Here is a 12,783-nt window from a genome sequence, read left to right as displayed (position 1 = left end):
TTAAGAATGATGAAGGTCAGCTCTTCAAATACCTGGGGGATGGGCAAGTCGAGAAGGTTGATGAAACTGAATCTCTTGTCCAAAGGTACAGTGATTAACAAGCGGCATTGCCGAGGCGCGACACGAGGCATCATGGACACAGACACCAAGACCAATAAGCTGCTGTTGTGGTGCGGCATACTGTCCGGCCTCGCTTACATCGCCATCGACCTTCTGGCAAGCTTCCTGTATCCGGGCTACAGTCTCCGTGGGCAGGCCGTCAGTGAGCTGTTCGCGATCGGCGCACCCACCAGTCGCTGGGTCGTGCCGCTGTTCAGCCTGTCCAGTGTGCTCCTGTTTGCCTTCGCTGTCGGCGTGTGGCGCACCGCTGGTGCCAGGCGCCTGGTCCGTGTGCTCGCGCTGATGTTCGCTGGCTCCGCGGTCGTCGGCTTGCTTATTTGGAATGTCTTTCCGATGCACATGCGAGGTGCGGAGCGAACCTTCACGGACACGATGCACCTGATACTGGCGACTAATCCCTTCGTGCTGCTGAGCCTCATCCTCGCGATCGCCGCATTTCGCGGTGGACTTCGCATCTATTCCGCGGTAACCGTGATCATCATGCTGGTGCCCGCTATCGCTGCATTCTCTTATGCGCCAGCGTTGGGCCTGAACCAACCAACGCCGTGGCTAGGCGCCACCGAACGCCTCGCGCAATATGGCTACGTGGCATGGCAGTTGGTGTTGGCGATTGTCCTGCTTTGGCGCAGCAACTTGTGATCAGCTGCTAGTTGAGCTGGTGCATTGCGCCGGGTGGCGGTACGTCTCCTGATTTCGAAACCACGAGAATCCAACGGGTCACAATCGGTGTTCACTAAGTCGCACCGGCTGCCTCCGAGCGCCCCAATGCCCCGGCGGGCCCTCGAACACACCGGCACAGGCGGTACCGCAAGACTTGCAGTGGCCGTCGTCGGTCAGGTTCCAGGTGCCTAACTCGTACCAGTCGCGGCCGATCAGCAGTTCGCCGCAGTTGTGGCAATAGGTGCTGCCGCCGGATTTGTCATGCACATTGCCGGTGTAGGCGTAGCGAATGCCATTATCCATGGCAATCTTTCGGGCCCGGGTCAGAGTCTCTGGCGGGGTTGGCGGAGTATCCATCATCTTCCAGTCCGGATGGAATGCGGTGAAGTGCATGGGCACGTCCGGTCCCAGTTTCTCCACCACCCACTGGGTCATCTCGTTCAGCTCCTGCTCCGAATCGTTTTGGCCCGGGATAAGCAGGGTGGTCAGTTCCAGCCATACGCTGGTCTCATGTTTGATGTATTCCAGGGTTTCCAGAACTGGTTGCAGATGCCCGCCGGTAACTTTGTGGTAAAAGTGTTCGGTGAAGGCTTTGAGATCAACGTTGGCGGCGTCCATGTACTGGTAGAATTCCCGGCGCGGTTCTTCGGTTACGTACCCTGCCGTTACCGCAACCGAGCGCACATCCACCTTATGGCAGGCCCTGGCCACATCAATAGCGTATTCGTGGAAAATCACCGGGTCGTTGTACGTAAACGCTACGCTTTTGCAACCCAGGTTCCGGGCGGCGCGGGCAATGTCTTCCGGGCTGGCCTGGTCTGCCAGTTCATCGGTTTCCCGGGACTTGGTCATGTCCCAGTTCTGGCAGAATTTGCAGGCCAGATTGCAGCCAGCCGTGCCGAACGAGAGGGTGGGTGTGCCAGGGAGGAAGTGGTTCAACGGTTTCTTTTCGATGGGGTCTATGCAGTAACCACTGGAACGCCCGTAGGTAGTGAGAACCATCGTATCCTTGAGGCGGCCACGTACGAAGCAAAGCCCTCGCTGACCTTCGTGCAGTTTGCAATATCGCGGGCAAAGGTCGCATTGGATGCGACCGTCATCAAGCCAATGCCAGAATCCGACCTTGCGGCCCTGAAGAACCGGTATATCGCCCATGATGAGACCCCTCGTAATTTCCCTTCCGAACCGCCTCAAATAATCTATAGTTTTCTGATACGGGCGTGTCAACTTTCTCCAGTTTCTTTCAAAGCTCTCAGAGCAGTTAACAACCAGGCAGGACAGAGGCAGTGGCCAGATTCATCCTCGGTTTCTTATATGCGGTATTGATGGGGTGTGATGGTTCTCCCCAGAGTACCGCGCTTGGAACCCTCGAAAGGGATCGCATTGCTCATACCGCCACCGCAAGTGAGATTATCATTGCACTACCTGTTCCAAGGGGGGCTCAGGTTGCGAAAGGCACGGTGCTGGTCAAGCTTGACGACACGCTGCAGAACGCGGAAGTAGATAGGGCTGGCGCTCAGTTGGCAGAGGCGCAGGCTAACCTTGAAAAGCTTCGCCATGGCGCTCGACCTGAGGAGGTTGCAGCCGCCCGGGCAAATGTTGCGGGCGTTCGTGCCGAACTTGTCGAGAGTGAGGCAAATCATGCCCGGATCCTGAAACTTAGGAGGCAGAGCCTGGTTAGTCAGGCCGATCTGGATAAAGCTGTGGCCCTTCGCGATGCCAGTCGCGCCAAGCTGCAGAACGCTCAGGAAGCACTGCTGGAGCTGACTAACGGAGCCCGTGAGGAGGATCTTAGAGCGGCCGAAGCCGCCCTTGAAGCTGCCAGGGCAGTACTCACTCGAGAGAAAAAGCACTTGGCCGACCTGACTGTTGTGGCAACCCGCGATGGCATTCTCGATAACCTGCCATGGAATCTGGGCGAGAGAGTCACGGCGGGCAGTCCATTGGCGATAGTCCTGGCGGGCAAAGCGCCATTTGCGCGGGTCTATGTGCCGGAACCATATCGGGTGAAACTGGCCATCGGTGATGAGCTTGTCGTGAAAGTGGACGGTATCGAGCGGGCCATCAAAGGGCGCCTGCGATGGATTTCAACGGAGCCGGCTTTTACGCCTTATTACGCGTTGAATCAGGAAGAGCGTGCCCGCCTCATGTACCGCGCCGAGGTGCAATTGCCGGACACTGAAGCCGATTTGCCTAACGGATTACCCGCGCAGGTTGAGCTGCCATGACTGACTGTGTCATCCGGGCAGAAAAGCTCAGCCGACATTTTGGCGACGTCACGGCGGTTCAGAACCTCGATCTGAATGTTACACGCGGCAGCATATACGGCTTCCTCGGTCCCAATGGCAGCGGCAAGACCACTGCAATCCGTATGCTCATCGGCTTGCTTAAACCCAGCTCCGGGACGGCAGAGGTCCTTGGTTTCCCGCTACCGGGTGGGGCAGAGAAGCTGAGGTTGCGCATCGGTTACATGACACAGAAGTTTTCTCTGTACGACGATTTGACCGTCCAGGAAAACCTGAGGTTTATCGCCACTATCTTCGGCTTGCCCGTGCAACAGCAACGCCCGCGCGTTGAGGAACTGCTAAACCTCTATAAGCTTCTGAAAAACAGGCACCAGTTAGCGGGCAGCATGAGTGGTGGGCAACGACAACGCCTGAGCCTAGCTGCGGCCACACTGCACAAGCCAGCCCTGTTGTTTCTCGACGAGCCTACGTCGGCGGTGGATCCCCAGAGTCGCCGGGACTTCTGGGAACAGCTGTTTGATCTGAGTGACCAGGGCACGACGATCATGGTCTCGACTCATTATATGGATGAAGCCGAACGGTGCCATAAACTGGCAATCCTTGAAACCGGCATCAAGCGCGCTGATGGGGCGCCCAATGAGCTGATGAGAAACATGAATGCCCGGGTCGTTGAAATCAATACTTCAAACCCCCGTGAGCTGAAACACCGGCTGCTGGAGGTGCCGGAGGTGATTTCAGCAGCGCAACTGGGAGCCCGTCTCAGAGTGTTAGTGGGAAACCGGATCTCCGACCCCGTTGCCTATCTGACCAGGCAGCCCTTCATAGGAATACGGGATAACCTGGCTGAGGTGCGCCCGAGCCTGGAGGATGTCTTTGTAACCAGTACCGGACCAGGGCGCCAATGGTGATGTTACTGAGGGTCCGCGCCATAATCTGGAAGGAATTGATTCAGCTCAGGCGGGATCGGATGACGTTCGGAATGATTGTCATGATCCCTCTAATACAACTGTTGTTGTTCGGGTACGCCATTAACACCAACATTCGTCATATCCCCGTGGGGGTCGTCGATTTTAGCAAAAGTGGTTTGAGCCGTGTCCTGGTGCAAACTGTCAGTGCCACTCAAGTCGTCGATATCAAGCATTATTTCGAGGAAGTTGACGCGGCCAGAACAGCAATTGCCAGCGCCAAGATACGAGCGGCCCTGATCATACCCGAGGATGTCGACCATCGATTGGCACGTCATCCCACGGTTGGCCCTGGCTTGCCACCTTCTGGCGATGAGGAAACCAGCCGGCCCGTTGCCCAGTGGGTGGTTGATGGTTCCGATACGATCATTGCAGCGGCCATCAAGAGCCTGAGAAATATGCCCCTCGCCGAGCTGGTAGACGAGCCCCCAAACCGCAGTACTCCGACCTTTGAAGTGACCCTGCTTTACAACCCGGAACAGCGGACGGTGGTCAATATTGTCCCGGGCCTGGTGGCGATCATTCTGACCATGACCATGATCATGTTTACCTCTGCCGCCATTGTTCGCGAACGGGAACGGGGAAACATGGAGATGCTGATTTCAACCCCGGTGCGTTCGATTGAATTGATGATTGGGAAAATCATTCCCTATATTTTTATTGGTGTGATTCAGACATCCATCATTCTGGGCCTGGGGCATGTGTTGTTCAAAGTACCAATCGGGGGCGGGCTGGTTCAGCTTGCGGCTGTAACTTTTCTGTTTATCACGGCAAGTCTAACCCTGGGTTTGGTGATTTCCACGATTGCGCGGAACCAGCTTCAGTCAATGCAAATGACGGTTTTTGTGCTAATGCCTTCGATCCTTTTATCCGGATTCATCTTCCCCTACGAAGGCATGCCCGTTGTGGCGCAGTACATTGCCGAAGCCTTGCCGGCGACGCATTTCATGCATCTTATCCGCGGGGTAGTTCTTAGGGATGTTGAAGTAATGAATATGTCTTCAGATGTTTATTGGTTGGCGCTGTTCACGCTTGGAGGTCTGGCAGTGGCCTCGCTGAGGTTCAAGAAACGTCTTGAATAGGTTCGGGGTGTCAGGCGTGTTGAACTTCACTAAATCATCTATAGTTTGTTCAGCAGGGAGTTTGAATTTCTTTCATTGACTCGGTCCCCGTTACGGGTCGCTTTGTTAAGCAGGTGATCAGCTATGTCTGCAAACATACGAAAAGCCGCTGTTGCGGGTATGTTCTACCCGGACGATCCTGCCCAGCTCAGAACCATGGTGGACGGTTTCCTGAAACAGGTACCTGTAAAAGGGCGGGCCCCCAAAGCCATTATTGTTCCCCATGCCGGATACCAGTTTTCTGGCCCGGTTGCGGCGAGCGCCTACGCCCAGCTTGCGCCCCTTCGCGAACGCATACACAGGGTGGTACTGCTGGGGCCCTCCCACCGTGTACCCCTGAGAGGCATTGCCGCGCCGACGTCCGATTTCTTCGAGACGCCGCTCGGAAATATCGAAGTGGAGCAGGACACACTGGCCAGCCTGCAGTCCTTGCCCCAGGTTGGTTATCTGGATTCACCACACCAGCTGGAACATAGTCTGGAGGTGCATTTGCCGTTTCTGCAGTCGGTTTTTGACCGCTTTACCCTGGTGCCGCTTGTTGTAGGAGAAGCTTCCCCTGAGGAAGTGGCCGAGGTCTTGGAAATACTCTGGGGTGGCGACGAAACCCTGGTTGTGATCAGTTCCGATCTGAGCCACTACCACAGCTACCCAGTTGCCCGAGAGCTGGACAGCAATACCACCAGAAACATTGAGACTCTGGATTACCACCATATCGGATACGATGATGCCTGCGGGCGAAACCCGGTTAACGGGCTATTGTATCTGGCGCGGAAAAGAGGCCTGAAAGTAACCACCCTGGACCTGCGCAATTCCGGTGACACGGCCGGGCCGAGGGACCGGGTCGTGGGCTATGGTGCCTATGCCTTAACCGAAAAAACGGCCTAACATGCTGAATGAACAGGAGCAACAGACTCTGTTACAGGTAGCTTCAGCCTCGGTTCGTAATGGTCTCGTTTACGGCCAGCCGTTGCCAGTAGAAGCGAAGGAGTTCCCGGAACGGCTGGCAAAGCCCGGAGCCTGTTTTGTAACACTGGAAATCGCTGGCCGTTTGAGAGGCTGCATCGGTTCTCTGGAGGCTTGGCGTCCGCTTGTTCAGGACTGTGCGGAAAATGCTTTCGCCGCAGCTTTCCGCGATTTCCGCTTTCCCCCGGTTGCGGAGCAGGAGCTGGACCTTCTGGACTATCAGGTGTCGGTCTTGAGCGAGGCCATGCCTCTGTGTTTCCAGTCCGAGGATGATCTGCTCGTGCAGTTGCGGCCAGGCACGGATGGCGTGGTTCTGGAGCACGGCGATCGACGAGCCACCTTTTTGCCGTCGGTGTGGGAGAGCTTGCCGGAGCCGCGGGAATTTCTTCATCATTTGAAGCAGAAAGCAGGGATGGCGCCAGAGTACTGGTCCGACGCTATCAAAGCATTTCGCTATACCGTCGACCCCATCAGGAGGATGTAATGCCATTACCCGCCCCGTTAACCGAAGAACAGGTTTACCACGGTTGCCCAACGGACAAGCTGGATTTTATCACTACGGACGATCTGGAGGACCTGGAGCGGCCCTGTGGGCAGGACCGGGTTCTGAGGGCGTTGGAGTTCGGGGCGAGCATGCAAGCCGGTGGCTTCAATCTATTTGTTCTGGGGCCTTCCGGGGCCGGCAAGCACGAACTGGTGGAGCGCTTCCTCTCGCAACATGCGGCGAGGCAGCCGGTACCCCCCGACTGGTGTCATGTTTTTAACTTCCGGTTTACCGACCGACCGAACGCTATCCAGTTGCCGGCGGGTGAAGGGCGGCAGTTCAAGAAGGGCATGAATGACCTGGCCGAGGAATTGCATACGGCCATCCCGGCAGCCTTTGAGAGTGAGGAATACCAGGCCCGCCTCCAGGAGTTGCAGGAGGAAATGGCAAAACGCCAGCATCAGGGGCTGTTTGAAATCCAGGAGGAGGCAAACCGCAATAACATCGCGATGATCACCACACCGGCCGGCTTTACTTTCGCCCCCATGCGAAAGGGTGAAGTGATTGACCCGGAGGAATACAAAACCTTCTCGGATGAAGAGAAGCAGCTGATCGAATCCAAGGTTGAGGAATTGCAGAAGAAACTCCAGCAAGCCATCCAGCAGATTCCCAGGTTGCGGAAGGAAGTTCGGGAGCGGGTGCATGCCCTGAATGAGGAAATGGTTCAGCTGACCCTGGGTGGCCCCATTGGCGAGCTGCGGGAAAAATGGATGCACCTACCGGACGTTGTTGACTACCTGGATGCTGTCCGGGAGGACGTGGTTGAACATGCGGAAGCCTTCCAGGACAGTGATAATGGTCCGCCGGCCGGTCTGTTGGCCCGCTACAAGGTCAATCTCCTGGTAGACAATGCGGACACTGTGGGAGCGCCGGTTATCTACGAGGACCTCCCCAATCACCAGCATTTGGCCGGGCAAATAGAGCACCGGGCCCGCCAGGGGAATCTTTACACCGATTTCACACTCATTCGCGGCGGTTCCATGCACCGTGCCAACGGTGGTTATTTGATTATCGACGCCCGTCGTGTACTGACCCAACCAATGGCATGGGAGAGTCTGAAGCGCATCCTGTTTTCCGGTGAAATCCGCATCGAGTCGCTTGAGCGGCTTTATGGGCTTGTCAGTACCGTCAGCATGCAACCGGACCCGATTCCGGTTTCGGTCAAAGTGGTACTGCTAGGGGACCGGATGCTGTACTACCTGCTTTCCCACTATGACCCGGATTTTCTGGACCTGTTCAAGGTGGAAGCGGATTTCGAGGACGATCTTACCCGGGACGATGACAGCTACACGCTGTATTCCCGCATGATTGCCACCGTGGCGAGAGCTCTCGGAATGCGGGCCCTTGAACGTGACGCCGTAGCGAGGCTTATTGAGCATGCCAGCCGGCTGGCAGCGGACCAGCGCAAGCTGACCGCCCATGATCGGGTGCTTCGGGACATTTTGAGTGAAGCAGACCACTGGGCTGGACAGTCCGGCGCCGATACCGTTGAAGCCAGCCATATCCAGCAGGCTATTGATGAGCGCGAGTACCGTGCCAGCCGGGTTCGGGAGCGAAGTCGGGAGCAGATCAGCCGAGGCATTGTGATGATTGCCACAGAAGGTGAGGAAGTGGGTCAGGTCAACGGTTTGTCGGTGCTCAGGCTTGGCGCTTCCATGTTCGGGCAGCCTACGAGAATTACTGCAACGGCCCGACCGGGGAAGGGGCAGGTTGTGGATATAGAGCGAGAGGCCAAGCTTGGCGGTCCTATTCACAGCAAGGCGGTGATGATTCTTTCCCGGTTTCTGGCAAGCCGCTATGCGGGCGAGGGCGACTTGTCCCTGTCGGCTAGCCTGGCTTTCGAGCAGTCTTACGGTGGCGTAGAAGGAGATTCCGCTTCGGTGGCTGAAACCTGCGTGCTGCTTTCCGCCATTTCCCGGGTCCCCCTGATGCAGTCCTTTGCCGTGACTGGGTCTATGAATCAGCAAGGCGAGGTTCAGGCGGTGGGCGGTGTCAACGAAAAAATCGAGGGCTTCTTTGACGTCTGTCGCGAGTCCGGTGAAATCCGGGGGCAGGGGGTTTTGCTGCCGGCCAGTAACGTGGAGCACCTGATGCTCAGGGCGGATGTGCGTCAGGCCATTGTCGAGGGCCGCTTCCGGATCTATCCCGTCTCAGACATCAACCAGGCCATCGAGCTTTTAACGGGCATGGAAGCCGGTGAACCGGACAGCAGCGGCGAGTTCCCGGAAAACAGCTTTAACCGGCGGGTTGCAGACCGACTCGCGAAGTTTGCCGAAGTCAGCAAAAAACGGGATGACAACGGCGAAGTGAACAACAAAAACGGGGGCAAGGATAGTGACTGAGGCCGCCAATAATCAAGCCGGCCCCGGCACGCCAATAGGACGTGTTCTGGTACTTCTGGATGGCTCCAGAATGAGTTATGCCGCCCTCAATGCCGCTGCAGAGATTGCGGCCCGGACCGGCGCAGAAGTGTTGGGAGTTTTTGTCGAAGAGCGGAATTTGTTACGCAGCGCCGGCTATGGATTTGCGAGGGAAGTCGGGTCCTCGTCGGGGGTCAGCCGGCCTTTTGATCCGGTTGAGCTTGAGCAACGCTTACAGAGGCTGGCGGGCCAGGCTCGCCAGGCCCTCGCGGGCGTTGTGGCGCATTATGGGGGCCGACATGCCCTGAGCATTGCTCGTGGCAGCGTCGTTGAAGAGGTGCTGGCCCTGGCCGGGCCTCAGGACCTTCTGGTGCTTGGTCGGGTTGGCTGGTCGTCGGCGCCGGGGGGGCGGCTGGGTTCCACAGCAAGGGGCCTGTTTCGCCGGTCGCCTGGCAGGGTTCTGCTTTGGTGTGACAAGCAGATATTGCCACAGGGCCGGATTGTGGTCTTTCTCAACGAACACGAGGATGCCAATCGCCGCGCTGTCATGGCCGCAGCAGAGGCGGTCGGGCATTCCCGGCAGCCCGTGACGCTGTTGCTGGGCCCGGGTTCAGACATCCCACCGGAGGGCCTGCAAAGAATCAGGCAGGAGCTGGGGATTCCGGAGTCAGACATCCGTGTTGGGTCGCTTCCAGCCACTGACCCGGTTACCGTTGCCCGGGTTTTGCGTCAGGAGAGGGCTGCCCAGCTGGTACTTAGCCGTGAATGTACCTTGCTTCGGGAGCCTGGTTCGGACCAGTTGCTTCTGGCCCTGAATCTGCCGGTAACCATCACGCCATAAGAGCTTTTCGTTTTTCAAAAGGCCAGCCTTTCTGATGCTCGTGGATATTGTTTACATCGTTGGTTTAACTCTTGTTGCCGGTGCCTGCATTCCACTGGGCGGTTTGCTTGCCAGTTTTGAGCGGGTAGGTCCCAATTGGCTGGAAGAAGAATTCAGACATTTCCTGATTGCTCTGGGTGGTGGAATCTTGCTGGGTGCGGTGTCTGTGGTCATGATCCCTGAAGGCCAATCAAGTATGGATGACTCTCTATGGGCAATCCCTGCCATTATCGCCGGTGGGCTTCTATTCTTTGTTATTGAACGTATTCTGGGCCTGCAGCGCCGGGAGTCTCCACAGTTGATGGGGGTAATGCTGGATTTCGTTCCGGAAGCCATCGCGCTTGGCGGGCTTGCGGTGGTGAGCCCGGAAACCGCGGTGCTCATGGCTGTATTGATTGCGATGCAGAATCTGCCGGAAGGCTTCAATGCTTATCGGGAGATAGCCAGTCTGCCTGGGTATACCTCGCGGAAAACCCTCGTATTCATGAGCTGCCTCGTGATTACCGGGCCGCTGGCCGGCTTGCTTGGGTATTTCTTCTTGTCTGAGCGCCCCATTGCGCTGGGCGTGATCATGTTGGTGGCTTCGGGCGGAATTCTCTACCTGATATTTCAGGACATAGCCCCGCAGTCCAGGCTTGAGCGCCATTGGGGCCCGCCACTGGGGGCCGTGGTCGGCTTCTGCATGGCGCTGTTCAGTCACGACCTCGTGGGCCAGGTCTAGGCCAGCCGTTCAGGCAATCTTGCGGGCGTCTTCTTTGCGGAGGATTTCCTTGACGTCTTCGGCAGACAGGGTTTCCTCCTTCAGTACCGCTTTGGCTAGCGCGTCAAGCTGGGGACGGTGTTCAGTCAGAAAGTCCAGGGTCGCTTTTTCCAGCGCGAGGAGCTGTGACTGGATTTCCGCATCGATCAATTCGGCCATTTTTTCACTGAACTCTCTTGGCAGGCCCATTTCCCGGCCAAGGAAGACATGCTCTTCTCCAATGCTGAGACCGAGGGGGCCGATTTTCTCACTCATTCCCCACTGGCCGATCATCCGGCGAATCAGTGTTGTAGCCTCTTTCAGATCATTCTGGGCACCGGTGCTGACTTCGCCATAGACGATTTTCTCCGCACAGCGACCTCCGAGCATTACCTTGATTCGATCCTTCAGATAACTTTCCGTGTAGGTGTAGTGGTCGTCCTTTGGGGTCTGTTCAGTCATACCCATGGCCATACCGTGGGGGATGATGGTTAGCTTGGTGAGCGGGTCGGCGTTTGGCATATAGTAAGCCATGATGGCATGGCCACATTCGTGATAAGCCACCGCTTCCCGTTCCTCGGCCGTGAGCTTGGTATCGCGCTCCTCGCCAAGAATGATCCTGTCCCGGGCGAGATCAAAACAGTGGGCGTTGACCTCATGCAGGTTTTCCCTGGCTGCAGTGAGCGCGGCCTCGTTTACCAGGTTCTTCAGGTCTGCGCCGGAGAAACCGATGGTTCGGGCGGCTAGCTGCTCGAGGTCAACATCACTGGCCAGCGGCACCTTGCGAACGTGAACCTGCAGGATCGCGGTACGGGCGTCCTTGTGGGGCCGATCGAGCGTGATCTTGCGGTCAAACCGCCCCGGGCGAAGCAGGGCGCTGTCCAGGACATCGGGCCGGTTGGTGGCGGCCAGAACCAGGACATTCTCGTGCGCCTCGAAGCCATCCATCTCGGTCAGGATCTGGTTCAGGGTCTGTTCCCGCTCGTCGTGGCCACCCCCGAGGCCTGCGCCCCGGGAGCGGCCGATGGCGTCCAGCTCATCAATGAAGATCAGCGATGGTGCGTCCTTGCGGGCTTCCTGGAACATGTCCCGCACGCGGGCCGCACCTACACCGACAAACATTTCAATAAATTCCGATGCGCTGATGCTGTAGAAGGGCACCTCCGCCTCACCGGCAATGGCCCGGGCCAGCAGGGTCTTGCCGGTTCCCGGCGGGCCCACCAGTAACACACCCTTGGGCATGACGGCTCCCAGGGCCCGGTACTTCTCGGGGGATTTGAGGAAGTCGATGATCTCGGCAATTTCCCGCTTGGCGGATTCAATGCCGGCAACGTCATCAAGGGTGGCTGTAGACGTTTCCTTGCGGGCCCTTCGGGCTTTTGAACGGCTGAAATCAAACGGGCCACCGCCTTGGGTCATCCGCTTCTGTGCCGCGCCCCAGAACCAGAACATCAGCGCCAGCAGCAGGAGCCAGGGCAGGAAGCCTCGAATCAGTTCTTGCCACCAGGTCAGGCCCGAGGGTGTCGCCTTGATGGTTACCCGGTGTTCTTCGAGCAGGTTCAGCAGTGACGGGTCTTCCATGGGTGGCCGTGTTGTATGGAACCCCGGTGCGCTCTTTCTGGACGGGCTATCCGAGCTGAACGCCGCGGTCCCACTGTCGGTGAACAGGCCGGTAATGGATTCTTCCTTGAGTGTGACCTCCGCTACCTGATTGTTCATTACCGCCGTTTTGAAGTCGGAATAGGCGAGTTCCTGAAGCCGTGGCTGTCCGCTGTCCTGCATCCAGAGCACCATCAGGAAGATGGCGGCGCTTAGCCACAGAAACGAGAACTGGTTGGGAATGACCGGTTGTTGATCGTTCCCTGGCTTCTGCTGATTGCCTGGCCCGTTGTTCGGTGCTGTCATTTCGGCCTCCGGTCGCCCTCCATGATTTTTGCCACGAAGACGGATTTGCCATAGGTCTCGAATGACCATTTCATGGTATCCGAGAGAACCTTCATAACCTCATCATAGTCGCCAAAAATCTCGGTGCTCATTCGCCCCGCGTAGACTTCCAGCCCGGTTTGCTCCAGCCGGGCAATGAGGTCCCGTATTGGCTGCTTGTAGTCTTCTTTCAGGGGATAACAGCTCAGTTGTACAGAAAGATACATAATGCCTCCGGTCAGGTCAGTGATCCTGGTCAATG

Annotated in this window: 12 protein-coding genes; 9 read left to right on the top strand and 3 right to left on the bottom strand. The window is 57.3% G+C overall.

Annotated features, from left to right (window positions below):
- Nucleotides 1-6: 6 nt before the first annotated feature.
- Nucleotides 7-759, top strand: a complete 753-nt coding sequence (locus ACN0XM_RS15610) for a DUF998 domain-containing protein (protein ID WP_417567867.1) — start codon at nt 7-9, stop codon at nt 757-759.
- Between the two features lie 78 nt (nt 760-837).
- On the opposite strand, the gene amrS is transcribed toward ACN0XM_RS15610, so the two are convergent.
- On the bottom strand, nt 838-1,935 hold the full coding sequence (gene amrS / locus ACN0XM_RS15605; protein WP_417567866.1) for an AmmeMemoRadiSam system radical SAM enzyme: 1,098 nt from the start codon (nt 1,933-1,935) through the stop codon (nt 838-840).
- A 131-nt stretch (nt 1,936-2,066) separates the two neighbouring features.
- On the opposite strand from amrS, the gene ACN0XM_RS15600 reads away from it, so the two are divergent.
- The 8 genes from ACN0XM_RS15600 (at nt 2,067) to ACN0XM_RS15565 (ending at nt 10,580) form a co-directional block, all read left to right on the top strand.
- Nucleotides 2,067-3,008 (top strand): HlyD family secretion protein, encoded by a 942-nt coding sequence (locus ACN0XM_RS15600; RefSeq protein ID WP_417567865.1) that lies wholly within the window; start codon nt 2,067-2,069, stop codon nt 3,006-3,008.
- Nucleotides 3,005-3,934 carry an ATP-binding cassette domain-containing protein gene (locus tag ACN0XM_RS15595; protein ID WP_417567864.1) on the top strand — a complete coding sequence of 310 codons (930 nt, stop codon included), beginning with the start codon at nt 3,005-3,007 and terminating at the stop codon, nt 3,932-3,934. The genes ACN0XM_RS15600 and ACN0XM_RS15595 overlap by 4 nt, the downstream gene beginning before the upstream one ends.
- Nucleotides 3,928-5,073 carry an ABC transporter permease gene (locus ACN0XM_RS15590; protein ID WP_417567863.1) on the top strand — a complete coding sequence of 382 codons (1,146 nt, stop codon included), beginning with the start codon at nt 3,928-3,930 and terminating at the stop codon, nt 5,071-5,073. Before ACN0XM_RS15595 ends, ACN0XM_RS15590 begins: the two co-directional genes overlap by 7 nt.
- A gap of 123 nt (nt 5,074-5,196) precedes the next feature.
- Nucleotides 5,197-5,997, top strand: a complete 801-nt coding sequence (gene amrB, locus ACN0XM_RS15585) for an AmmeMemoRadiSam system protein B (RefSeq protein WP_417567862.1) — start codon at nt 5,197-5,199, stop codon at nt 5,995-5,997.
- A 1-nt stretch (nt 5,998) separates the two neighbouring features.
- Entirely contained in the window at nt 5,999-6,559 is a 561-nt protein-coding gene (gene amrA / locus ACN0XM_RS15580; protein ID WP_417567861.1) for an AmmeMemoRadiSam system protein A, read from the top strand.
- Entirely contained in the window at nt 6,559-8,961 is a 2,403-nt protein-coding gene (locus tag ACN0XM_RS15575; RefSeq protein WP_417567860.1) for an AAA family ATPase, read from the top strand. The genes amrA and ACN0XM_RS15575 overlap by 1 nt, the downstream gene beginning before the upstream one ends.
- Nucleotides 8,954-9,820 carry a universal stress protein gene (locus ACN0XM_RS15570; RefSeq protein WP_417567859.1) on the top strand — a complete coding sequence of 289 codons (867 nt, stop codon included), beginning with the start codon at nt 8,954-8,956 and terminating at the stop codon, nt 9,818-9,820. The genes ACN0XM_RS15575 and ACN0XM_RS15570 overlap by 8 nt, the downstream gene beginning before the upstream one ends.
- Nucleotides 9,821-9,854: 34 nt before the next feature.
- Entirely contained in the window at nt 9,855-10,580 is a 726-nt protein-coding gene (locus tag ACN0XM_RS15565) for a ZIP family metal transporter (protein ID WP_417567858.1), read from the top strand.
- Nucleotides 10,581-10,589: 9 nt separating this feature from the next.
- Here ACN0XM_RS15565 and ftsH read toward each other — a convergent pair whose 3' ends face one another.
- Entirely contained in the window at nt 10,590-12,503 is a 1,914-nt protein-coding gene (gene ftsH / locus ACN0XM_RS15560) for an ATP-dependent zinc metalloprotease FtsH (RefSeq protein ID WP_417567857.1), read from the bottom strand.
- Nucleotides 12,500-12,748 carry a YkoF family thiamine/hydroxymethylpyrimidine-binding protein gene (locus tag ACN0XM_RS15555; RefSeq protein WP_417567856.1) on the bottom strand — a complete coding sequence of 83 codons (249 nt, stop codon included), beginning with the start codon at nt 12,746-12,748 and terminating at the stop codon, nt 12,500-12,502. Before ACN0XM_RS15555 ends, ftsH begins: the two co-directional genes overlap by 4 nt.
- Between the last annotated feature and the right edge of the window lie 35 nt (nt 12,749-12,783).

It is taken from the genome of Marinobacter sp. (genome assembly GCF_048269445.1).
Classification (GTDB): domain Bacteria; phylum Pseudomonadota; class Gammaproteobacteria; order Pseudomonadales; family Oleiphilaceae; genus Marinobacter.
The sequence above is the reverse complement of the archived record's forward strand: the minus strand, read 5'-3'. Positions and strand labels throughout refer to the sequence as shown.